This is a genomic window from Klebsiella sp. 141251 (assembly GCF_050600725.1).
GTDB lineage: Bacteria > Pseudomonadota > Gammaproteobacteria > Enterobacterales > Enterobacteriaceae > Klebsiella > Klebsiella aerogenes.
In genome coordinates, this window is record NZ_JAQIRG010000008.1 from 180,174 (window position 1) to 202,750 (window position 22,577).

Consider the following 22,577-nt stretch of genomic DNA (forward strand, 5'->3'; position numbering starts at 1 on the left):
GTTTTCGATGTTAGGAATCATTTTGACCGGCCATGGCGGGTTTGCCAGCGGGATGGAAAAGGCAATGAAACAGATTCTGGGCGAACAGTCGCAATTCATTGCGATAGATTTCCCTGAATCATCCACCACCGCCCTGCTAACCGCACAGCTGGAACAGGCGGTCAATGAACTGGACGGTGAAGAAGACATTGTTTTTCTGACTGACTTACTCGGCGGCACGCCGTTTCGCATCGCCTCCACGCTGGCGATGCAAAAACGCGGCCGGGAAGTGATTACCGGCACTAACCTGCAGCTATTGTTGGAGATGGTGCTGGAACGCGAAGGATTAACCAGCGAAGCCTTTCGTCTTCAGGCGCTGGAATGCGGTCACCGCGGGTTAACGTGTCTGGTCGACGAACTGGGACGCTGTCGGGAAGATCATGCTGTTGAGGAAGGCATATGAGCCGCATACTGCGCGCCAGGCGCTTACTCACAGAGCAAGGATGGCTTGATGACCATCAGCTACGGATTGAAAATGACGTTATCGTGGCGCTGGAGCCGATTCCCGCGGGTGTCCTCACTCGCGATGCCGAGCTGCTGTGTCCTGCTTATATCGATATTCATGTCCACGGCGGCGCAGGCGTAGATGTCATGGATGACGCGCCGGATACGTTAGATCTGCTGGCGAAACACAAAGCGCGTGAGGGGGTCGCCAGCTGGTTGCCGACCACCGTCACCGCGCCGTTAGCGGCAATCCATGCGGCGCTGGAACGTATTGCGCGGCGCGTTCACGCAGGCGGTCCAGGGGCGCAAATTCTTGGCAGCTATCTTGAAGGCCCTTACTTTACGCCGCCGCACAAAGGCGCCCATCCGGAACAGTGGTTCAGGGAACTGGATCTTGCCGAATTCGATCGGTTGATTGCGGTTTCTCGCGAGACGCTACGCGTCGTCGCCCTTGCCCCGGAAAAAGAGGGGGCGCTACAGGCAATCCGTCATCTTAAACGGCAAGGCGTGCGGGTCATGTTGGGCCATAGCGCGGCAACCTGGCAACAAACCTGTGCCGCCTTTGATGCCGGCGCGGATGGCCTGGTACATTGCTACAACGGTATGAGTGGATTGCATCATCGCGAACCGGGAATGGTCGGCGCAGGATTAACCGATAACCGCGCCTGGCTTGAACTCATTGCCGACGGCCATCACGTACATCCCGCGGCAATGCAGCTATGTTGCCGTTGCGCCGGAGATCGCATCATACTGATAACCGACGCGATGCAGGCGGCGGGTATGCCTGACGGCAATTACACCCTATGTGGCGAAACAGTAGAAATGCGTGATGGTATCGTCCGTACGCTAAATGGAAGTCTGGCGGGAAGTACCCTTTCACTCGATTCCGCCGTGCGTGCCGTCAGTTCATTACCCGGTATGACGGCTGAACAGGCTATTCATATGGCTTCTCTTCACCCGGCGCGGCTATTAGGGCTGGATCGACAATTAGGATCGTTACAACCGGGAAAAATGGCCGACATCATTGCAGTAGATAACGAACTGCGACTGGAAAATATCTGGATCCGCGGTGAAACGTTTTCGCTTTAAGCCCACTTCTCTCCTCAGGTCTGCAGCCTGCCTGCAGACCTTTCTTTTCCTTTCTTTTTGGATTCGCAATCGGTTCAAATAAAAACCATATTATTTCAATTTGTTATGTAAAAAATAATCCCAGAACGCGGCTATTTTCGTTTTATTGTCAATCATATTATTGAGCTTTCGATTTCTTTCATGTAAATTTTAATACATTAAAAGCAAGTCAAAGTGAAACGAAACGAAAGAACTGCATTAGCCCACACCGAAAGCGGAAATCATCACCATAAGGATTGCGTTATGTCAGAAAGATATACCCCCGCGCCATCAACCACTGGTACCTGGACCGAAGAAGAGATCCGCCAGCAACCAGGCAGTTGGATACAATCTTTAAAGAATATCGATTGTTTGCGATCGGAGATTGATGGTTTTCTCACGCCGTTGCTACGAAAAAACGATCTCCGTATCGTCCTGACCGGCGCCGGCACTTCTGCATTTATCGGCGAGATAATCGCGCCCTGGCTGTCCCGCCATAGTGGTAAAAACTTTAGCGCCGTTCCAACCACCGACCTTGTAACCAACCCGATGGATTATCTGGATCCCGCACATCCACTACTGCTGGTTTCGTTTGCCCGTTCAGGCAATAGCCCGGAGAGCGTGGCCGCAGTGGAACTAGCGAACCAGTTTGTTACAGAGTGTTATCACCTACCCATTACCTGCAACGAAGCAGGCAGCCTGTATCAAACCGCGCTGGATAGCGACAATGCTCTGCCGCTGTTGATGCCGCCAGAAACCCACGATCGCGGCTTTGCGATGACCAGTAGTATTACCACGATGATGGCCAGTTGCCTTGCAGTGTTCGCACCCAACCTCATTAATAGCCAGACATTCAGCGATGTCGCTGACTGCTGCCAGACGATTCTTAACTCGTTGAGCGATATTAACGCTGGGGTTTTCGGCAACGGAGCGTGGAAACGGATCGTTTACCTCGGTAGCGGCGGGTTGCAGGGCGCCGCGCGCGAATCCGCCCTGAAAGTGCTTGAGCTCACGGCAGGTAAGCTGGCCGCGTTTTATGACTCGCCTACCGGCTTCCGTCACGGGCCTAAGTCACTGGTGAATAACGAAACGCTGGTGGTGATGTTTGTCTCCAACCATCACTATACCCGCCAGTACGATCTGGATCTTCTCGCTGAGTTGCGTCGCGATCGCCAGGCTATGCGGATAGTAGCCATCGCCGCAGGTTCCGATCCTGTTATTGAAGCAGGCCCGCATATCATTCTCCCGCCATCACGACACTTCAACGATGTCGAACTGGCATTCAGCTTCCTGATGTACGCCCAGATTTTCGCGCTTAACCAATCTCTCGCCGTGGGCAACACCCCGGATACGCCTTCCGCCAGCGGTACCGTTAACCGCGTCGTACAAGGTGTCGTTATTCATCCCTGGCAGGCTTAAAAGGAGCGCGCCATGAGCATTATTTCCACCAAATATCTTCTGCAGGATGCCCAGAGTAAAGGTTATGCGGTTCCTGCATTTAACATTCATAACGCCGAGACGATCCAGGCGATCCTGGAAGCATGCAGTGAAATGCGATCGCCGGTGATCCTTGCCGGCACGCCGGGAACCTTTAAGCATATCGCGCTGGAGGAAATTTACGCGCTCTGCCACGCCTACTCCGCCACCTACGCGATGCCAATTGCGCTACATCTCGACCATCATGAGTCGCTGGCGGATATTCGTCGTAAGGTCAATGCCGGGGTCCGCAGCGCAATGATTGATGGCAGCCATTTTCCGTTTGATGAGAATGTGAAGCTGGTGAAATCAGTCGTCGATTTTTGCCACGCGCTGGATTGTAGCGTCGAGGCGGAATTGGGACGGCTTGGCGGAATGGAGGACGATCTTAACGTTGACGCGGAAAGCGCCTTTCTCACCGACCCGCAAGAGGCTAAACGCTTTGTCGAATTGACCGGTATCGACAGTCTCGCCGTGGCGATCGGTACCGCTCATGGGCTATATCAAAAAACGCCTAAGATTGATTTCCAACGGCTGGCGGAAATCAGGGAAGTGGTCGATATCCCTCTGGTGCTGCATGGCGCAAGCGATGTACCGGATGACTACGTCCGTCGTGCTATCACGTTGGGAATTTGCAAGGTCAATGTCGCCACAGAACTCAAAATCGCCTTCGCCGCCGCGGTGAAAAAATGGTTTGCTGACAATCCGCAAGGTAACGACCCACGTTATTACATGCGTGTCGGCATGGATGCGATGAAAGAAGTTGTAAAAAGTAAAATTAGCGTGTGCGGTTCCGCTAACCGACTATTACAGGCCGCAGAAGCTTGAACACCATACAATGACAAAACGTTAGCCCGAGAGGGCTAACGTTATTAACCTCTGATATAACGACAGCAAGGATCTTTCTAATGAAAAAAGTGCTCACTGTTTCGTTACTGGCCCTACTGGTTTCGCAAAGCGCGGCGGCCGCTGAATACACATTAAATAACGCATCGATGGCGCTTTCATTTAACGATGCGAACTCAGCAACAATGGTAAAAGATGAAAAATCGGCCCATCAACTTTCACCGCAAGAACTGTTTTTTCTCACGCTACCAGATGAAACCATCATCCACACCGCTGATTTTAAAGTAAAGAATGTCGAGAAAAATAGCGACTCTATTATTATCGATTATACCCGCCCCGATTTTAACGTCACGGTAAAGATGAACCTGATAAAGGGAAACTACGCGAGTATTGATTACACCATCGCGGCGGTAGGTCAATCGCGAGACGTGGCAAAAATAACTTTTTTCCCGACTAAAAAACAATCGCAAGCACCGTATGTCGATGGCGCAATCAATAGTTCACCGATTGTGGCTGATACCTTTTTTATATTGCCCGATAAACCTATCGTAAATACCTGGGCATATGAGGCGACCACGAATCTGAATGTAGAATTAAAAACAGCCATCGACCCCGCCGCACCACTCAGCTATACGACCTACTTCGGCACTTTTCCGGAAACCAATCAACTTCGTCGCAGCGTGAATATCTTTATTGATGCCGTGCGTCCACGCCCCTATAAACCCTATCTACACTATAACAGCTGGATGGATATTGGTTTCTTTACCACCTATAGCGAACAGGATGTGCTAAGCCGGATGGATGAATGGAATAAAGAGTTTATTTCCGGTCGCGGCGTCACATTAGATGCCTTTCTTCTGGATGACGGTTGGGACGATCGTACCGGCAGATGGCTCTTTGGCCCCGCCTTCAGCCAGGGATTCAGCAAAGTACGAGAAAAAGCGGCCAGCATGCATAGTTCTGTAGGGCTGTGGCTTTCCCCTTGGGGAGGTTATAACAAGCCCAGAGATATTCGCGTCTCCCACGCCAAAGAGTATGGCTTTGAAACGGTCGATGGCAAATTCGCGCTATCCGGACCGCACTATTTCAACAACTTCAATCAACAAATTATTAAGCTGATTAAAGACGAGCATATTACCTCTTTTAAGCTTGATGGTATGGGCAACGCAAATTCGCATATTGCGGGTAGTCAGTTTGCTTCCGATTTTGATGCATCTATCGCTTTATTGCATAACATGCGCAGCGCCAATCCTAATCAATTTATTAATTTAACCACCGGGACCAACGCCAGTCCTTCCTGGCTCTTTTATGCTGACGCTATCTGGCGCCAGGGAGACGATATCAATCTTTATGGCCCTGGAACGCCAGTACAGCAATGGATGACCTATCGGGATGCCGAGACTTATCGCTCAATTGTGCGTAAAGGACCGCTCTTCCCGCTTAACTCACTGATGTATCATGGTATTGTCAGTGCTGAAAATGCCTATTACGGGCTGGAAAAACCGCAAACCGATGGCGATTTCGCCGATCAGGTCTGGAGCTATTTCGCGACGGGTACGCAATTACAGGAGCTATACATCACACCATCGATGCTTAACAAAGCGAAGTGGGATACCCTGGCGCAGGCGGCAAAATGGTCGAGGGCAAATGCGGATGTGCTGGTGGATACCCATTGGGTCGGCGGCGATCCTACCGCGCTGGAAGTTTACGGCTGGGCTTCATGGAAGAAAGATAAGGCGATATTAGGCCTACGTAACCCATCAGATAAACCGCAACAGTATTTCCTGGATCTCGCAAAAGCGTTCGAGATACCGCAGGGAGAGACATCGCGGTTTACGTTAAAAAGCGTTTACGGTAGTAACACGACCTTCCCAGCTGATTACCAGCAAGCGGTTATTGTTACGCTACAACCCTTACAAACGCTGGTTTTCGAAGCGACGCCGGTAAAATAGTCAGCCGCGCCCGGTTAACCCCGGGCGCAGTGGTTATCCCTGCTGCTCCAGCGCGTATTTATACAGAGCGTTCTTCTTCACGCCGTGAATTTCCGCGGCCAGCGCGGCGGCTTTCTTCAACGGTAGTTCCGCCTGTAGCAGCGCCAGAGTCCGCAGCGCGGCTGCCGGCAGCGCCTCTTCCTGGGCCTTAAAACCTTCGACGATCAGCACCATCTCGCCTTTGCGGCGATTTTCGTCTTCCTTCACCCACGCCACCAGCTCGCCAATCGGCGCGCCGTGGATAGACTCCCAGGTTTTGGTCAGCTCGCGTGCCAACACTACGTAACGGGATTCGCCCAGAACCGCGCAGATATCCTCCAGGCTCTCCACCAGACGGTGCGTTGACTCATAAAAGATAATGGTGCGCGGCTCTTCTTCCAGCGCCTTCAGGGTATCGCGGCGGCCTTTCGATTTCGCCGGCAGGAAACCTTCATAGCAGAAACGATCGGACGGCAAACCGGCGGCGCTCAGAGCGGCAATCGCTGCACAAGGGCCCGGTAGCGGCACGACGCGAATATTGGCTTCACGACAGGTACGCACCAGATGGTAGCCGGGATCGTTAATCAGCGGCGTGCCGGCATCGGACACCAGCGCGATGTTCTGCCCCTCTTTTAATTTCGCTAAAAGTGTTTCGGCCTTTTGCTGCTCGTTATGGTCGTGAAGGGCAAATAAACGGGCGTTAATCGCAAAATGCTGCAGCAGCAAACCGGTATGGCGGGTATCCTCCGCAGCAATTAAATCAACAGCTTGCAACACTTCCAGTGCGCGCTGCGTGATATCAGACAGATTCCCTATCGGAGTGGGCACAATGTACAGTTGCCCCTGAGAATTATCCGCTGATTCGTGTTGTTTCATTGTCTCGTCCGTATTGCCGATTTAATATTGAGCATTGAGCCAAAAAAATATCACTGGATACATATGGTACCGTCAACATTTCTTCGTTCTAAGCCCGCGCGCTGTCTGCCCGTATTGCTGGCTACTCTTCTTTTTGCTGGCTGCGGCACCCACACGCAGGATCAAAGCACGGCGTTTATGCAGGGTACGTCGCAGGCCAACTCCAGTTTCTACCTACAGCAGATGCAGCAAAGCACGAATGATAGCAAGACCAACTGGCAATTACTCGCCATTCGTGCACTGCTGCAGGAAGGTAAGAAGCAGCAGGCTATCGACCTGTACAACCAACTGCCGTCGAACCTGAACAGCACGCAGGCCCGCGAACAGTCGCTGCTGGCGGTGGAAGTCAAACTGGCGCAAGGCGATTACCAGAGCGCGAAGGCATTGCTGAGCAAACTCGATCCTCTCAGTTTTGAGAAAAATCAGCAGCCGCGCTACTGGCAGGCGCAAATTGACGCCAGCCAGGGACAGCCGTCTCTGGCATTGCTGCGTGCGCTGATTGCCCAGCAGCCCCTGCTAAACCAGACGAAGCAAAAACAACAAAATATCGACGCCACATGGAAAGCGCTAACGGCGATGACCCCACAGCAGGCCAACGCGCTGGTAATCAATGCCGACGAAAACGTGCTGCAGGGCTGGCTGGATCTGCAGCGGATGTGGTTCGACAACCGCAACGATCCGGCAATGCTGAAAGCGGGCGTCAAAGACTGGCAAATCCGTTATCCGCAGAACCCGGGGGCGCAGATGCTGCCCACTGCGCTGGTGAATATGCAAAACTATAAACCGGCCTCGACCAATAAAATCGCCCTGCTGCTGCCTCTGAACGGCCAGGCGGCGATTTTCGGCCGCACTATCCAGCAGGGTTTTGAAGCGGCGAAGAATGGCGCCCCAGCGGTCCAGGGTAGCGCAGTGCCGGCGCAGGTCGCCCAGGCGGCGAATGTTGCCGGCAATAACGATGTGGTGAGCCCTTCGCAGGCGGAAGTCGGCGATCTCACCGCCACCGGCAGCCAGGCCGCGCCGGTGCAGGCGCCAGCGGAGACGCAGGCCGCGCCGGTGCAGGCGCCAGCGGAGACGCAGGCCGCGCCTGCCGCGAAACCAGCAGCCGCTCCGCTATCCGCCCCGGTTACCGCAACGCCGGCAGCACAACCGGTAGCACAACCGGTGAGCGCGCCAGCCGCGCAGCCGCAGCCCGCGGTGGCGACCACCGCCAATCCTGCCGCTGAACTGAAAATTTACGATACCACCAGCCAGCCGATGAGCCAGCTGCTGGCGCAGGTACAGCAGGACGGCGCCACCCTCGTGGTCGGCCCGCTGCTGAAAGAAAACGTCGAAGAGGTGATGAAAAGCAACACCTCGCTGAACGTGCTCGCCCTTAATCAGCCGGGCAAAGTCGAGAACCGTCCGAATCTGTGCTACTTCGCGCTCTCCCCGGAAGATGAAGCCCGCGACGCGGCGCGTCATATTCACGATCAGGGCAAGCAAACGCCGTTACTACTGGTGCCGCGCGGCGCGCTTGGTGACCGCGTGGTCAGCGCGTTCGCCGACGAGTGGCTGAAACTGGGCGGCGGTACGGTGCTGCAGCAACGTCTGGGATCGACGGCGGAGCTGAAATCCGGCGTCAACGGTGGCGGCATCTCGCTGACCGGCAGCCCGGTATCGACGCTGCCGTCATCTGTGGATAGCTCGCTCGGCAGCCCAGGCGACGTTCCGGTCAGCAGCGGCGGCAGCATCGATGCCGCCTATATCGTCGCTACCCCGGAACAAATTGGCTATATCAAGCCGCTGATCGCCATGCGCAACGGCAGCCAGAGCAACGTCACCCTGTACGCCAGCTCCCGCAGCGCCCAGGGCACCTCCGGCCCGGATTTCCGTCTGGAGATGGAAGGCCTGCAATATAGCGAAATCCCGATGCTGGCTGGCAGTAACCCGGCGCTGATGCAGCAGGCGCTCTCCGCCGTGCGTAACGACTACTCGCTGGCGCGTCTGTATGCGATGGGCGCCGACGCCTGGTCGCTGGCGAATCATTTCGCGCAAATGCGCCAGAGCCCAGGTTACGAGCTGAACGGCAATACGGGCGATCTGACGGCCACGCCGGACTGCGTGATCAACAGGAAGTTATCATGGCTCAAGTACCAACAGGGACAAATCGTCGCAGCCAACTAAGCAAACAGACCGGCGACGCCTGGGAAAGCCAGGCGCGTCGGTGGTTAGAACGGCATGGACTGCGTTTTATCGCCGCCAACGCCCGCGAGCGCGGCGGCGAGATCGATCTTATTATGCGCGACGGCGCGGTTATCGTGTTCGTCGAAGTGCGCTACCGGCGCAGCGCCAGCTACGGCGATGCCGCCGCCAGCGTCACGCCGCAAAAGCAACAACGTCTTCTCAAGGCTGCTCGTCTGTGGCTCTCCCGGCAGAATGGGAGTTTTGATACTGTGGATTGCCGTTTCGATGTGGTAGCCTTCACCGGCAACGACATCCAATGGCTGAAAAACGCCTTTGGCGAATAGCGTATTATCAGATTTAAGGGATCCCGTGCTCGACAGAATTAAAGCCTGCTTTACCGAAAGCATTCAAACCCAAATCGCCGCCGCGGAAGCGCTCCCGGACGCCATCTCGCGCGCGGCTATGACGCTCGTTCAGTCGCTGCTTAACGGCAACAAAATCCTCTGTTGTGGTAATGGCACCTCCGCCGCCAACGCACAGCATTTTGCTGCCAGCATGATCAATCGTTTCGAAACAGAGCGCCCTGGTTTACCCGCCATTGCACTAAATACCGATAATGTGGTCTTAACCGCAATCGCCAACGATCGCCTGCATGATGAAATCTACGCTAAACAGGTGCGCGCGCTGGGTCACGCCGGCGACGTACTGTTGGCGATTTCTACGCGCGGCAATAGCCGGGATATCGTGAAAGCCGTGGAAGCGGCGGTCACCCGCGATATGACTATCGTGGCGTTAACCGGTTACGACGGCGGCGAGCTGGCTGGCCTGTTAGGTCAGCAGGACGTTGAAATCCGCATTCCTTCGCACCGCAGCGCGCGGATCCAGGAAATGCACATGCTTACCGTCAATTGTCTGTGCGATTTGATTGATAACACGCTTTTTCCACACCAGGACGAATAAGGAGAACACATGAAGGCTCTCTCGCCCCTCGCCATCCTGCTTTCTGCGCTACTGCTACAGGGCTGCGTCGCCGCAGCGGTAGTCGGTACGGCAGCCGTCGGCACCAAAGCGGCAACGGACCCGCGTACGGTGGGTACGCAGGTTGATGACAGCACCCTGGAGCTACGCGTTAACAGCGCCTTAGGGAAAGATGAACAGATTAAGAAAGAAGCGCGTATTAACGTCACCGCTTATCAGGGCAAGGTCCTGCTGACCGGCCAGTCGCCGACCGCCGATCTATCCTCTCGCGCCAAACAAATCGCGATGGGAGTTGAAGGGACTACCGAAGTCTTCAATGAAGTGCGTCAAGGCCAGCCGATTGGCTTAGGCACCGCGTCGTCGGATACCTGGATCACCACCAAAGTTCGTTCCCAACTGCTGGGCAGCGATCAGGTGAAGTCTTCCAACGTGAAAGTGACGACCGAAAACAGCGAAGTGTTCCTGATGGGCCTGGTCACCGACCGTGAAGGCCGCGCGGCGGCAGATATCGCCAGCCGGGTAAGCGGCGTGAGCCGCGTCACCACCGCGTTTACCTATCTTAAATAAACGTGATCTAACCCGGCTGGCGCTTCGCTAAGCCGGGCTACCAAATAGCATTATGCTGTAGCCCCGCGCCACCGGGATTTTGAGGCCCCCAACACCGGCAGTATAAATTAAAGGCAGGCCGCACTGACCGTAGGCCGGGTAAGGCGCAGCCGCCACCCGGCACAAAATCCGGAACGGGTCCGCAGCCCCGCTCCGGATAAATTACACCAGCGCCAGCGCGCCGACGATCGCCCCGCACAACGCCACCAGCCCGCCGGTTAGCCACAGCGCTTTAGCCGGAAACGCCTTACGCAACATAACCAGCGACGGTACGCTCACCGCAGGCAAGGTAATCAGCAGCGCCAGCGCCGGCGCGGTGCCCATTCCAGCCAGCATCATCGTCTGCACAATCGGGATTTCCGCCGCCGTCGGGATAACGAACAGACAACCGGCTATCGCCATTGCGATCACCCAGAACAGCGTGTTATCGACCGCGCCCTCGGCGTGCGGGAACAACCAGACCCGCGCCGCGCCCAGTACCAGCACCGCGAGGATGTAAACCGGGATCGTACTCCAGAACAGCGACCACAGCGCGCGCAGCCAGCGGTTGATAAAACTGCCCTCATCATTCTTCAGTTGGCTAACGTCTTCCGCCGCTACCGGCTGCGTCGCCGCCTCTTTTACCCATTTTTGCACCAGCGTCGCCACCACCAGCACCGTCGCCAGCCCGGCCACCAGCCGGATCAGAGCAAACTGCCAGCCAAGCACGAAACCCATAAAAACCAGCGTCGCCGGGTTCAGCAGCGGGTTGCCCATCCAGAACGCCAGCGCCCCGCCCATCGACACCTGCTGTTTACGCATTCCGGCGGCAACCGGCGCGGCGCAGCAGGTACACATCATCCCCGGTAGCGAAAAAATCGCTCCCAGCAGCGTGCCCTGAAAACGAGATTGCCCAAGCGTGCGCAGCAGCCAGTCGCGGGGGATCAGCACCTGAATAAGCGAACCGAGCAGCACGCCGAGCGCCGCCGCTTTCCAGACCGCGAGGAAGTAAACCATCGCGTAATCCCATGCCGCCTGCAGCGGGTTTACATCAGCCTGGGCGAGAATAGATTTACCGATACTGTGGGTTTCCGCGGCCGTAAAGGCTTTACCGTAATACGGCTGCCATTTGACGTACCACAGGCCAACGATAACGACGAGAAAGAACAGCGCGGGTTTCCACCATTGAAATGGTGATGCCGCCTGAGATGAAGACTGACCAGCCATAGCATTCCCCAGGGAGAAGAGATAATAAATAAGGAGGTGAATACTACGCCTGCCGTCCAAATTTGAAAATGATTAATCCGCCTGCCTGGCGGCGCGTTCCCGTAGCTGAGACGAGGTCAGGATCTGGACACCTTCATGGCTCGGCGCCAGCGCCTCGGCCAGCAGGGCCGTCGCCACATCGCGGGCCTGAATAGCTTTCCAGTCTCCAGGCAGAAAACGAAATAGCGGTGCAAAGAGCGTTTCATTGGCGCGTTTATGCTCCCGATCGCCCAGTAACATCGAAGGACGGGCAATGGTCAGTCGCGGCCACTCCTGCGCAATCAGCGCCTCTTCCATTTCTCCTTTCACGCGGTTATAGAAGAAGGGCGAATGCGAATTGGCGCCCATCGCGCTGACCACCAGCATATGTTGCGCCCCGAGGCGCTTCCCGACCAGCGCCGTATCCACCACCAGCGTATAGTCAGCATGCACAAACGCTTCTTTACTCCCCGCTTCCCGTCGCGTGGTGCCCAGGCAGCAGAATACGATATCGACAGGATCAACCACCTGCGCCAGTGCATCGGTCAACTGCGGATCGTGTGGATTGAATATCCCCTCCGCCGGAGCAAGCGGACGGCGCGTTGGCGCAGCAATCGCGCTAATACGCGGCTCACTCTGTAGTAGCCGAAGTAAGTACCCACCAACTAAGCCAGTCGCGCCGGTTAATAATACCTGACTCATCAAATCTCCTTTGCAGAATTGTCTGCCTTGCACTTTGCCCCACATGTTCCAGGCTTAATAGCTTACGAGGTAAGTATCCACCATCATCATGGAAATGCCTCATTCACTGCCAAAAGATCGGAGGAAGAATGAGTAAAAAGATTGCCGTACTAATCACCGACGACTTCGAAGATTCTGAATTCACCTCACCTGCCGAGGCTTTTAAACTTGCCGGGCATCAGGTCGTGACAATTGAGAAACAGGCAGGAAAAACGGTAAAAGGGAAGCAAGGCGAGGCTGAAGTGGCGATCGACAAAGCGATTGATGACGTGACGCCGGCGCAGTTTGACGCCCTGTTGCTGCCTGGCGGCTATTCACCGGACCAGTTGCGGGGTGATGAGCGCTTCGTCACTTTTACTCGCGACTTCGTGAATAGCGGTAAACCGGTCTTTGCCATTTGTCACGGCCCGCAGTTACTCATCAGCGCAGACGTCATTCGCGGGCGTAAGCTCACGGCGGTTAAACCCATCGTGGTCGACGTGAAAAACGCCGGCGGTGAGTTTTACGATCAGGAAGTGGTGCTTGATAACGATCAGTTAGTCACCAGCAGAACCCCGGACGATCTTCCGGCGTTCAATCGCGAGGCGCTACGCCTGCTCGGAGCTTGAGTCGCGCAGCCAATATAGCTTTTTGCCAAAACCCAGCGTGTTGTCGGTAAATTTAAGCTCGTCGGGACGGATCTCCCACACCGGCGCCGACAACATGCGGGCGACCGGAAAGCGTTTAACGTAGCGTTTTCGCATCTCAGCCTCTTCGTCACCGTGAAGGCGGCGGATCTCCCCCTTAAACTGCACGCCGCGGATTAAGGCAACGGTCTTTGGCTGGCCGTTGACCGTCCCGGCGACCTTCGCGCGTTCGCCGGTCATCTGGCCGTGACGGGTTTTTTCGTCGCTCAGCAGATAAAAAACGACGTTATCCGGATCGTAAACGTAAAACGCATTGGCGCACCACAGCTCGTCATCACGTGCGACGCACCAGGTGATGACGTGTTGTTTACCCAGCCAGCGGCTAATCGCGGCAAGCGTATCCATCTTTATTCTCCATTATGCTATGGTGCACACACCCTAACAGACTGACGTTATTACCGTGTGCTGGTTTCTCTATCTTATTCGAACCGCTGATAACCGCCTGTATACCGGCATTACCACCGATGTTCCGCGCCGCTTTCTTCAGCATCAGGAAGGCAAAGGAGCGAAAGCGCTGCGCGGCAAAGGCGAACTGGCGCTGGCGTTTAGTCAGAAAGTTGGTGACCACTCACTCGCTCTGCGGCTGGAGTATCGCATCAAGCAGCTAACGAAGCGCCAGAAAGAGCGCCTCGTTGCCGGGGATGGTTCGTTCGAGACCCTGCTGGAGGGGCTCAGAAGCGATTGAAATGATCGCTGTACTCGACCAGACCGTGTACGCCCTGCAGCGCGTCATCCGCCAGACGGTGCACCTGGAAGGCTTCCGCGGTGTCCGGCCAGCGGCAGCGTAAATCGAACGCGGCGGCGGGTTCAAAGCCTAAACGGCCATACAGCGCCGGTTCGCCCAGCGTAACCACCGCGGCGTAGCCAAATTCATTTAATGAATCCAGCCCTTCGTAGACCAGCTGTCGGCCAATACCCTGGCCGCGATAGCTTTCATCTACCGCCAATGGCGCCAGACCTACCCACTGCAGCTCTTCGCCTTCGACGGTGACCGGGCTAAAGGCAACGTAGCCCACCACCTGGCCTTCATCGTCAGTGGCGACTAAGCCCAGCGTGATCAAACCATCTTCACGCAGATCGTGCACCAGCTTCGCTTCCGCGTCGCTGCCGAACGTACGGCGCAGCAGCGCGTCGATACCCGGCGCATCAATCCCAATTTCCACTCGAATCAGCATGCCTCACCTACCGATGTCTGTTCAGGTTTCTGCGGGCTCTTCAGGCCTGCTTCGACAAAATCCGCCATCTGCAGCAGCATGACCCGCAGTGCTTTCGGCATCTGCTCCAGCTCGATGGCATCCATCAGGTTCTTCACGTATAGACCCAGCTCAGTATCACCTTCAATCACCAGACGACGCTGGAAGAATAGCGTATCCGGATCCTGTTTACGCGCGGCAATCATCAGCAGATCGCTGGCATCGGCGCTAAAGCTGACGTCGGCGTCAGCCTGCTGGCTGACCACCAGGCGACCATCGACTACCGAGGTATACCACAGCAGGCCAATATCGCGCACATTAATACTTAACCAGCGACCTTCGAGAAACTCCAGTTCTCCATCCGCCAGCGCCTGGCGAAATTGCCAGCTCAATACTTGTTCCAGCACCTGGCGCTTGAGGGCAAAAGGCGCCAGCTTAACCGGCACGCTCATTAAAGACGGGCCAAAACGGACCAGCCGGGAACGCAGTTCATCCAACACAAGCTTCACTCCATGCATGCAATAGTTTCGCTATTGTGCCATATCAAATAAACGACATAGCGGCGTAAATCAACAAAATCGCGATGATGGTCGCCAGCTATTGAGCCCACCAATACGCTTTTAACTGCCTCAAATCAAAAATTGTCACCAGAAGGTTAACTAAAATCCCAGCTCGTTAACCATTTTGCGTCCCTGACCGGCCGCGTTTTTCAGGAAAAATTATGGAGCTGCTCTGCCCCGCCGGTAACCTCCCGGCACTTAAGGCGGCCATCGAAAACGGCGCCGATGCCGTGTATATCGGGCTGAAAGATGACACCAATGCCCGCCACTTTGCCGGCCTTAATTTCACCGAAAAGAAATTGCAGGAAGCCGTCAGCTTTGTGCACCAGCATCGCCGTAAGCTACATATCGCGATTAACACCTTCGCCCATCCCGACGGTTATGCCCGCTGGCAGCGTGCTGTGGATATGGCCGCGCAATTGGGCGCCGACGCGCTTATCCTCGCCGATATCGCCATGCTGGAGTACGCCGCGGAACGCTATCCGCACATTGAACGTCACGTTTCAGTGCAGGCGTCCGCTACTAACGAAGAGGCGGTGCGTTTTTATCACCGCAACTTTGACGTTGCCCGTGTCGTACTGCCGCGGGTGTTATCCATTCACCAGGTGAAACAGTTAGCCCGCGCCACGCCGGTGCCGCTGGAAGTCTTCGCCTTCGGTAGCTTATGCATCATGGCGGAAGGCCGCTGCTATCTCTCGTCGTATCTCACCGGCGAATCGCCAAATACCGTCGGCGCCTGTTCGCCCGCGCGCTTCGTCCGCTGGCAGCAAACGCCGCAGGGGCTGGAGTCACGCCTTAACGAAGTGCTGATCGATCGCTATCAGGATGGCGAGAATGCCGGTTATCCGACGCTGTGCAAAGGCCGCTACCTGGTCGACGGCGAGCGCTACCACGCGCTGGAAGAACCCACCAGCCTCAATACCCTGGAGCTGTTGCCAGAACTGATGGCCGCCAATATCGCCTCGGTAAAAATCGAAGGCCGTCAGCGCAGCCCGGCATACGTCACCCAGGTAGCGAAAGTCTGGCGTCAGGCGATCGACCGCTGTAAAGCCGATCCGCAGAATTTCGTGCCGCAATCCGCATGGATGGAAACCCTTGGTTCGATGTCCGAAGGAACGCAAACCACCCTTGGCGCCTATCACCGTAAATGGCAGTGAGAAACATGAAATATTCATTAGGGCCGGTGCTGTACTACTGGCCAAAAGAGACGCTGGAAGATTTTTACCAGCAGGCGGCAAACAGTAGCGCTGACACCATTTATCTGGGCGAGGCGGTGTGCAGCAAGCGCCGCGCCACTAAAGTCGGCGATTGGATCGAAATGGCGAAAGCGCTGGCCGGTAGCGGCAAGCAGGTGGTGCTCTCCACCCTCGCGCTGGTGCAGGCCTCCTCCGAACTGGGCGAGCTGAAGCGCTATGTCGAGAACGGCGAATTCCTGATTGAAGCCAGTGACCTCGGCGTGGTCAACCTCTGCGCCGAACGCAAGCTGCCCTTCGTCGCCGGTCATGCGCTGAACTGCTACAACGCCGTCACTTTGCGCCTCCTGCTGAAGCAGGGCATGACGCGCTGGTGCATGCCAGTGGAGCTTTCCCGCGACTGGCTGGCTAATTTGCTGACCCAGTGCGAAGAACTGGGCATTCGCAACCAGTTTGAAGTCGAAGTGCTGAGCTACGGCCATCTGCCGCTGGCTTATTCCGCGCGCTGCTTTACCGCCCGCTCGGAAGACCGGCCAAAAGACGAATGCGAAACCTGCTGCATCAAGTACCCAACCGGGCGCAGCATGCTGTCGCAGGAGAACCAGCAGGTGTTTGTGCTTAACGGCATTCAGACGATGAGCGGCTACGTCTATAACCTTGGCAACGAGTTAACCTCGATGCACGGTCTGGTGGATATGGTGCGCCTGTCGCCGATGGGCAGCGAGACCTTCGCCATGCTCGACGCCTTCCGCGCCAACGAAAATGGCGCTGCGCCGCTGGATCTCACCGCCAACAGCGATTGCAACGGCTACTGGAAACGGCTGGCCGGGCTGGAGCTGCAGGCGTAAGGTGAAGTGTAAAAGCTCACTTTGTTAACAACGGTTATTAATTTTTAATGCACTATTAAAAGATTCACCGTCGACAAAGTGAGCTGTTATGACTGATAAAACCATTCCGTTCTCGGTGCTCGATCTGGCGCCGATCCCGCAGGGATCTTCGGCTAAAGAAGCCTTTTCCCACTCTCTCGCTCTCGCCCGGCTGGCGGAATCCCGCGGCTACCACCGTTACTGGCTGGCTGAGCACCATAATATGGTGGGCATTGCCAGCGCGGCGACTTCGGTGTTGATTGGCTATCTTGCCGCCAATACCACCACCCTGCATCTGGGCTCCGGAGGCGTGATGTTGCCAAACCATTCGCCGCTGGTGATCGCCGAACAGTTCGGCACCCTGAATACGCTGTATCCCGGACGTATCGATCTCGGCCTTGGCCGCGCGCCGGGCAGCGATCAGCCGACCATGCGCGCGCTGCGTCGCCATATGAGCGGCGATGTCGATAATTTCCCGCGCGATGTGGCGGAGCTGGTGGACTGGTTTGACGCCCGCGATGCTCATCCGCAGGTGCGCCCGGTTCCCGGCTATGGCGAACGAATTCCGGTGTGGCTACTGGGCTCAAGCCTGTACAGCGCGCAGCTGGCGGCGCAGCTTGGTCTGCCGTTTGCTTTCGCCTCTCACTTCGCGCCGGACATGTTATTCCAGGCGCTGCATCTTTATCGCAGCAATTTCAAACCTTCGGCGCGGCTCGAAAAACCGTACGCGATGGTATGCATCAATATTATCGCCGCCGATAGCAATCGCGACGCGGAGTTCCTCTTTACTTCGATGCAGCAGGCCTTCGTTAAGCTGCGCCGCGGCGAAACCGGGCAGTTGCCGCCGCCGGTGGAAAATATGCATCAGCTGTGGTCAGCGTCCGAGCAGTATGGTGTGCAGCAGGCATTAAGCATGTCGCTGGTTGGCGATAAAACCAAAGTTCGCCACGGGTTAGCGTCGATTCTTCGCGAAACGGAAGCGGACGAAATCATGGTTAACGGCCAGATCTTCGACCACCAGGCGCGCCTGCATTCCTTTGATTTAGCGATGCAGGTGAAAGAGGAGTTGTTAGGTTAGTGACGCGGTAAGCCCGGTGCGCGTCACGCCACCGGGCGATGCGGTTATTGATAAACCGGCAACAGATTAAAGCTCGACAGGAAATGCACCACCGCGTTGCCGAGCCCGAACAGCAGGATCAGCGTAATCATCGGTTTTCCGCCCCAAACGCGGAACTGTGGGCTACCGAAGCGTTTACGCGAAGCGCGGGCCAGCAGCGCCGGCACAATCGCCGCCCATACCGTCGCCGCCAGACCGGCATAGCCGATGGCGTAAAGGAAGCCATCTGGTTTCACCAGCCCGCCGATCATCGGCGGGATAAAGGTCAACAGCGCGGTTTTAAAGCGTCCCATCGCGCTATCGTCAAAGCCAAACAGATCCGCGAGATAATCGAACAGCCCCAGCGTCACGCCGAGGAAGGAACTGGCGACGGCAAAGTTGGAGAACACCACCAGCAGCAGATCCAGACCGCGGCTATTCAGCACGCCGCTCAGCGCCTGCACCAGCACATCAATGTTGCCGCCCTTCTGGGCGATACCGATAAACTGCGGACGAGGGATATTACCCATCGTCACCAGCAGCCAGACCACATACAGACCCAGCGCCAGCAGCGTACCGTAAATCAGACAGCGGGTAATGGTACGCGGATCCTTACCATAATATTTCATCAGGCTCGGCACGTTACCGTGATAGCCAAACGAGGCCAGGCAGAACGGCAGCGTCATCAGCAGGTATGGCGCATAGGAGGCATTCTTCTCCACGACGTTAAACAGCGTCGTCGGCTCGACGTGCCCCAGCAGGCTGCCGAAGGTCAGAAAGAAGGTAATCACCTTAGCGCCCAGTACGATAGCCGTCATGCGGCTTACCGCTTTCGTGCTCATCCAAACGATAAAGGCCACCAGCAGCGCGAAGCCGAAGCCCGCAGCGCGCGCGGGTACGTTCAGCGACATTTCACTGAAGGTGTGGTGCAGGATCGAACCGCTCGCCGAAATATAGGCGTAGGTCAGGATATACAGCACAAAGGCGATCGACACGCCGTTTACCAGGTTCCAGCCTTTGCCGAGCAGGTCTTTGGTAATGGTGTCGAAGCTGGAGCCAATCCGGTAGTTAAGGTTGGCTTCCAGAATCATCAAACCGGAGTGCAGCATGCAGAACCAGGTAAAAACCAGCGCCGCCAGCGACCAGAAGAACCACGCGCCGGACATAACCACCGGCAGCGAGAACATGCCCGCGCCAATAATTGTGCCGCCGATAATCACCACGCCGCCAAATAAAGACGGTCGGGTGGCCGTAGTGGTTAGTGTCGCCATTTGCCGAAATCTCCAGTCGAAAATACTTCGCTCACGTTGAGCATGACGCACTGTACCAGTACACGAGTACAAAAGAAATAAAAAAAGCCCCAGTCATGACGATCGGGGCTGTATTATTTACTTTACGCTAGCGGATTGCGCTTATTACGCATCGCCACCGAAACGACGACGACCCGCGGAATCATCACGGCGCGGCGCGGAAGCATCGTCACGACGCGGCGCGCGGCCGCCTTCACGACGTTCGCCGCTGAAACGACGACCTTCACCACGACCGCCTTCACGACGTTCGCCACCGAAGCTACGACCGCCTTCACGACGCTCGCCGCCGAAGCCACGACCGCCTTCACGACGCTCGCCGCCGCCACGACGTTCGGTGCGCGGCTGCGCATCGCCCAGCAGCTGCATGTTCATCGGCTTGTTCAGGATGCGGGTACGAGTAAAGTGCTGCAGCACTTCGCCCGGCATACCTTTCGGCAGTTCGATGGTGGAGTGAGAACCGAACAGCTTGATGTTACCGATGTAACGGCTGCTGATGTCGCCTTCGTTAGCGATCGCGCCAACGATATGACGAACTTCAACGCCGTCATCACGGCCCACTTCAATGCGGTACAGTTCCATCTCACCCACGTCACGGCGCTCACGCTTCGGACGATCTTCACGATCGCCACGCGGACCGCGGTCATTACGGTCGCCACGGCGTTCGAAACGGTCATCACGATCGCGGAATTCACGACGCGGACGCATCGGCGCATCCGGCGGAACGATCAGAGAACGTTCGCCCTGGGCCATTTTCAGCAGCGCAGCGGCCAGCGTTTCTACGTCCAGCTCTTCGCCTTCCGCGGTCGGCTGGATTTTCGCCAGCAGCGCACGGTACTGGTCCAGATCGCTGCTTTCCAGCTGCTGCTGAACTTTAGCGGCGAATTTCTCCAGGCGACGTTTGCCCAGCAGTTCTGCGTTCGGCAGTTCTACTTCAGGGATCGTCAGCTTCATCGTACGTTCGATGTTACGCAGCAGGCGACGCTCACGGTTCTCAACGAACAGCAGCGCGCGACCCGCACGACCCGCACGACCGGTACGACCGATACGGTGAACGTAAGATTCGGAATCCATCGGGATGTCATAGTTAACAACCAGGCTGATGCGCTCAACGTCCAGGCCGCGGGCCGCAACGTCGGTGGCGATCAGGATGTCCAGACGACCGTCTTTCAGGCGCTCCAGGGTCTGCTCACGCAGCGCCTGGTTCATATCGCCGTTCAGCGCGGCGCTGTTATAACCGCTACGCTCCAGCGCTTCTGCCACTTCCAGGGTCGCGTTTTTGGTACGCACGAAGATAATCGCCGCATCAAAGTCTTCCGCTTCCAGGAAACGCACCAGCGCTTCGTTTTTACGCATGCCGTAAGCAGTCCAGTAGCTCTGGCTGATGTCCGGGCGCGTGGTGACGCTGGACTGAATGCGAACTTCCTGCGGCTCTTTCATGAAGCGGCGGGTAATGCGACGAATCGCTTCCGGCATAGTGGCGGAGAACAGAGCGGTCTGATGACCTTCCGGGATCTGCGCCATAATGGTTTCTACGTCTTCGATAAAGCCCATGCGCAGCATTTCATCTGCTTCGTCCAGTACCAGACCGCTCAGTTTAGAGAGATCCAGCGTACCGCGCTTCAGGTGGTCCAGCAGACGACCCGGGGTACCGACGACGATCTGCGGCCCCTGACGCAGGGCGCGCAGCTGCACGTCATAACGCTGGCCGCCGTACAGGGCAACCACGTTTACGCCGCGCATATGTTTAGAGAATTCCGTCATTGCTTCAGCAACCTGTACCGCCAGTTCGCGGGTCGGCGCCAGCACCAGAATCTGTGGTGCTCTCAGCTCAGGATCGATGTTGTTCAGCAGCGGTAAAGAGAACGCTGCGGTCTTACCGCTACCGGTCTGGGCCATACCCAGAACGTCGCGGCCGTCCAGCAGATGCGGAATGCACTCAGCCTGGATCGGAGATGGTTTTTCGTAACCCAGATCGTTAAGCGCTTCAAGGATAGGAGCCTTCAGGCCCAGATCTGCAAAAGTGGTTTCGAATTCAGCCATGTAGTACGTGTGCCTCAAAATTAATGGCGGCCAGTCTACATAACTCATCGTGAAAATTTAGAGTAATTTTCATTGAAAAGTGTGAACCGGCTCAAAGTAGGTGTATTAACGAACAACAACGCCCTCACCCGCGAAGGTGATGGCAATCAAAAAAAGGGCTGATGTGTGTTCGTCAGCTATTGCTGGTCCGATTCTGCCAGGTCATCTTGCTCCTGGCCCAAGAGCGATAATTCCAACAATGCGTATCGGTGCTCAACGTAGTTATGAACGTTGTTAGCGACCGCCAGTTTGAACAGTGCCGTAGCGCTGTCCTTGTCCCCCAGACTTAGGTAGTACTTACCTAAATAGAAGTTGGTTTCACTGAGATGCTCAGCGAGCGAGGTGTTATCCGTTGCGTCTGCCTTCAGACGGGTCATCAGCTCTTTTTCGCTAATGTCGCCAAGGTAGAACTCGACAATGTTCCATCCCCATTGCTCTTTATCCGACTTGTTGAAGCGCTGTTTCAGTGCTTCAAGCGCCTGCTTCTCATCAAGCTTACGCTCGGCGAGGTATAACCACAGACTGCGGAAAGGATCATTGGGATCGTCTTGATAAAACGCCAGCAGATCATCTTGCGCTAACTTAGCACGGCCACCGTAATACAGAGCGATGCCGCGGTTTAAGTGCGCGTAGTTGTAAGTTGGATCAAGCTCAAGTACAGAATCAAACGCTTCATAGGCAGCATCAAAATTGCCTGCCTGCGTTAAATAAATGCCTAAGTAATTGAATACTTCAGGCATATCGGGTCGGATTGCCAGCGCTTGTGAAAAATCATTTCGCGCTAATGCCCTCAGACCGAGACTATCATACAACACTCCGCGCTCATATAAAAGCTGTGCGCGTTCGTCATCGGTTAAAGCCCGACTGGCAAGAATTTGTTCCATGCGCGCCAGAATCACTTCTTGCTGCAAAGTCGGTTGCAATGGTACCGCGAGGACGGCGTCCTTACGCCAGGCAGAGTTGCTGCATCCTGCCAGCGTGAGAGCTGTCGCCACGAAACACCAGCGCAGAAAAGGCTTCATTTCCCACTCCCGAAGACAACGATTGGATGAACGTCCAGTTCCCCGGCTGCAAAAAGGCATCCT

Annotated in this window: 24 protein-coding genes; 14 read left to right on the forward strand and 10 right to left on the reverse strand. The window is 56.0% G+C overall.

Translation table 11 applies throughout. From position 1 onward, the window contains the following. Window positions 1-7 precede the first annotated feature (7 nt). From agaF to PGR09_RS18635, 5 genes are all read left to right on the forward strand, one after another. Window positions 8-442, forward strand: coding sequence for a PTS galactosamine/N-acetylgalactosamine transporter subunit IIA (gene agaF / locus PGR09_RS18615; RefSeq protein ID WP_045394920.1), 435 nt, complete (start codon window positions 8-10; stop codon window positions 440-442). Then, complete coding sequence (gene nagA / locus PGR09_RS18620) at window positions 439-1,572, forward strand: N-acetylglucosamine-6-phosphate deacetylase (protein ID WP_045394921.1); 1,134 nt, start codon at window positions 439-441, stop codon at window positions 1,570-1,572. Before agaF ends, nagA begins: the two co-directional genes overlap by 4 nt. A 282-nt stretch (window positions 1,573-1,854) precedes the next feature. After that, complete coding sequence (locus PGR09_RS18625; protein ID WP_315711591.1) at window positions 1,855-3,009, forward strand: SIS domain-containing protein; 1,155 nt, start codon at window positions 1,855-1,857, stop codon at window positions 3,007-3,009. Between the two features lie 12 nt (window positions 3,010-3,021). Beyond that, window positions 3,022-3,894: a tagatose-bisphosphate aldolase subunit KbaY gene (kbaY, locus tag PGR09_RS18630; protein ID WP_045394923.1), complete on the forward strand. Its 873-nt coding sequence runs from the start codon at window positions 3,022-3,024 to the stop codon at window positions 3,892-3,894. Between the two features lie 80 nt (window positions 3,895-3,974). Then, window positions 3,975-5,864 (forward strand): enterotoxin, encoded by a 1,890-nt coding sequence (locus PGR09_RS18635; RefSeq protein WP_047077794.1) that lies wholly within the window; start codon window positions 3,975-3,977, stop codon window positions 5,862-5,864. Between the two features lie 33 nt (window positions 5,865-5,897). Here the strand turns inward: PGR09_RS18635 and rsmI are convergent, their stop codons facing one another. Next, window positions 5,898-6,758: a 16S rRNA (cytidine(1402)-2'-O)-methyltransferase gene (gene rsmI / locus PGR09_RS18640; protein ID WP_045394926.1), complete on the reverse strand. Its 861-nt coding sequence runs from the start codon at window positions 6,756-6,758 to the stop codon at window positions 5,898-5,900. Window positions 6,759-6,821: 63 nt separating this feature from the next. Here rsmI and PGR09_RS18645 point away from each other — a divergent pair, with 63 nt between their 5' ends. From PGR09_RS18645 to dolP, 4 genes are read left to right on the forward strand one after another with little or no spacing between them, the layout of a single operon-like run. Next, on the forward strand, window positions 6,822-8,960 hold the full coding sequence (locus PGR09_RS18645; protein WP_430916410.1) for a penicillin-binding protein activator: 2,139 nt from the start codon (window positions 6,822-6,824) through the stop codon (window positions 8,958-8,960). After that, on the forward strand, window positions 8,918-9,304 hold the full coding sequence (locus tag PGR09_RS18650) for a YraN family protein (RefSeq protein WP_045394928.1): 387 nt from the start codon (window positions 8,918-8,920) through the stop codon (window positions 9,302-9,304). Before PGR09_RS18645 ends, PGR09_RS18650 begins: the two co-directional genes overlap by 43 nt. Before the next feature lie 25 nt (window positions 9,305-9,329). Further along, window positions 9,330-9,920, forward strand: coding sequence for a DnaA initiator-associating protein DiaA (gene diaA / locus PGR09_RS18655; RefSeq protein WP_015369544.1), 591 nt, complete (start codon window positions 9,330-9,332; stop codon window positions 9,918-9,920). 9 nt (window positions 9,921-9,929) lie between these two features. Next, window positions 9,930-10,505 (forward strand): division/outer membrane stress-associated lipid-binding lipoprotein, encoded by a 576-nt coding sequence (gene dolP / locus PGR09_RS18660; RefSeq protein WP_045394929.1) that lies wholly within the window; start codon window positions 9,930-9,932, stop codon window positions 10,503-10,505. Between the two features lie 201 nt (window positions 10,506-10,706). Here the strand turns inward: dolP and PGR09_RS18665 are convergent, their stop codons facing one another. Together PGR09_RS18665 and PGR09_RS18670 are read right to left on the reverse strand one after the other, a co-directional pair. Further along, window positions 10,707-11,750 carry a permease gene (locus tag PGR09_RS18665; RefSeq protein WP_045394930.1) on the reverse strand — a complete coding sequence of 348 codons (1,044 nt, stop codon included), beginning with the start codon at window positions 11,748-11,750 and terminating at the stop codon, window positions 10,707-10,709. A 72-nt stretch (window positions 11,751-11,822) separates the two neighbouring features. After that, window positions 11,823-12,470, reverse strand: coding sequence for an NAD(P)H-binding protein (locus PGR09_RS18670; protein ID WP_430916412.1), 648 nt, complete (start codon window positions 12,468-12,470; stop codon window positions 11,823-11,825). Between the two features lie 128 nt (window positions 12,471-12,598). Between PGR09_RS18670 and PGR09_RS18675 the strand changes: the two genes are divergently transcribed. Continuing rightward, complete coding sequence (locus tag PGR09_RS18675) at window positions 12,599-13,117, forward strand: type 1 glutamine amidotransferase domain-containing protein (protein WP_015703592.1); 519 nt, start codon at window positions 12,599-12,601, stop codon at window positions 13,115-13,117. On the opposite strand, the gene PGR09_RS18680 is transcribed toward PGR09_RS18675, so the two are convergent. Beyond that, complete coding sequence (locus PGR09_RS18680) at window positions 13,097-13,540, reverse strand: YhbP family protein (protein ID WP_047044733.1); 444 nt, start codon at window positions 13,538-13,540, stop codon at window positions 13,097-13,099. The genes PGR09_RS18675 and PGR09_RS18680 overlap by 21 nt on opposite strands. Before the next feature lie 49 nt (window positions 13,541-13,589). Here PGR09_RS18680 and PGR09_RS18685 point away from each other — a divergent pair, with 49 nt between their 5' ends. Further along, window positions 13,590-13,880, forward strand: coding sequence for a GIY-YIG nuclease family protein (locus PGR09_RS18685; RefSeq protein WP_026612209.1), 291 nt, complete (start codon window positions 13,590-13,592; stop codon window positions 13,878-13,880). On the opposite strand, the gene PGR09_RS18690 is transcribed toward PGR09_RS18685, so the two are convergent. Continuing rightward, window positions 13,867-14,370 carry a GNAT family N-acetyltransferase gene (locus tag PGR09_RS18690; protein ID WP_015703593.1) on the reverse strand — a complete coding sequence of 168 codons (504 nt, stop codon included), beginning with the start codon at window positions 14,368-14,370 and terminating at the stop codon, window positions 13,867-13,869. The genes PGR09_RS18685 and PGR09_RS18690 overlap by 14 nt on opposite strands. Continuing rightward, window positions 14,364-14,888, reverse strand: coding sequence for a ubiquinone anaerobic biosynthesis accessory factor UbiT (gene ubiT / locus PGR09_RS18695; RefSeq protein WP_015369536.1), 525 nt, complete (start codon window positions 14,886-14,888; stop codon window positions 14,364-14,366). Before ubiT ends, PGR09_RS18690 begins: the two co-directional genes overlap by 7 nt. A gap of 221 nt (window positions 14,889-15,109) precedes the next feature. On the opposite strand from ubiT, the gene ubiU reads away from it, so the two are divergent. The 3 genes from ubiU (at window position 15,110) to PGR09_RS18710 (ending at window position 18,085) form a co-directional block, all read left to right on the forward strand. Then, window positions 15,110-16,105 carry a ubiquinone anaerobic biosynthesis protein UbiU gene (gene ubiU / locus PGR09_RS18700; RefSeq protein ID WP_045377933.1) on the forward strand — a complete coding sequence of 332 codons (996 nt, stop codon included), beginning with the start codon at window positions 15,110-15,112 and terminating at the stop codon, window positions 16,103-16,105. Window positions 16,106-16,110: 5 nt separating this feature from the next. Beyond that, entirely contained in the window at window positions 16,111-16,989 is an 879-nt protein-coding gene (locus PGR09_RS18705) for a U32 family peptidase (protein WP_047044826.1), read from the forward strand. An 88-nt stretch (window positions 16,990-17,077) separates the two neighbouring features. Continuing rightward, the gene (locus tag PGR09_RS18710) at window positions 17,078-18,085 is read left to right on the forward strand and encodes a luciferase-like monooxygenase (protein ID WP_045394935.1); all 1,008 of its coding nucleotides are present in this window, start codon (window positions 17,078-17,080) and stop codon (window positions 18,083-18,085) included. Window positions 18,086-18,129: 44 nt separating this feature from the next. On the opposite strand, the gene mtr is transcribed toward PGR09_RS18710, so the two are convergent. The 4 genes from mtr to nlpI form a co-directional block, all read right to left on the reverse strand. Beyond that, entirely contained in the window at window positions 18,130-19,374 is a 1,245-nt protein-coding gene (gene mtr, locus PGR09_RS18715; protein ID WP_045394937.1) for a tryptophan permease, read from the reverse strand. 144 nt (window positions 19,375-19,518) lie between these two features. Beyond that, complete coding sequence (locus tag PGR09_RS18720; protein WP_015369531.1) at window positions 19,519-21,453, reverse strand: DEAD/DEAH family ATP-dependent RNA helicase; 1,935 nt, start codon at window positions 21,451-21,453, stop codon at window positions 19,519-19,521. Next, window positions 21,446-21,526, reverse strand: coding sequence for a protein YrbN (gene yrbN / locus PGR09_RS18725; protein WP_086538083.1), 81 nt, complete (start codon window positions 21,524-21,526; stop codon window positions 21,446-21,448). The genes PGR09_RS18720 and yrbN overlap by 8 nt, the downstream gene beginning before the upstream one ends. Before the next feature lie 103 nt (window positions 21,527-21,629). Continuing rightward, entirely contained in the window at window positions 21,630-22,514 is an 885-nt protein-coding gene (gene nlpI, locus PGR09_RS18730; RefSeq protein ID WP_020077841.1) for a lipoprotein NlpI, read from the reverse strand. Window positions 22,515-22,577: the final 63 nt, after the last annotated feature.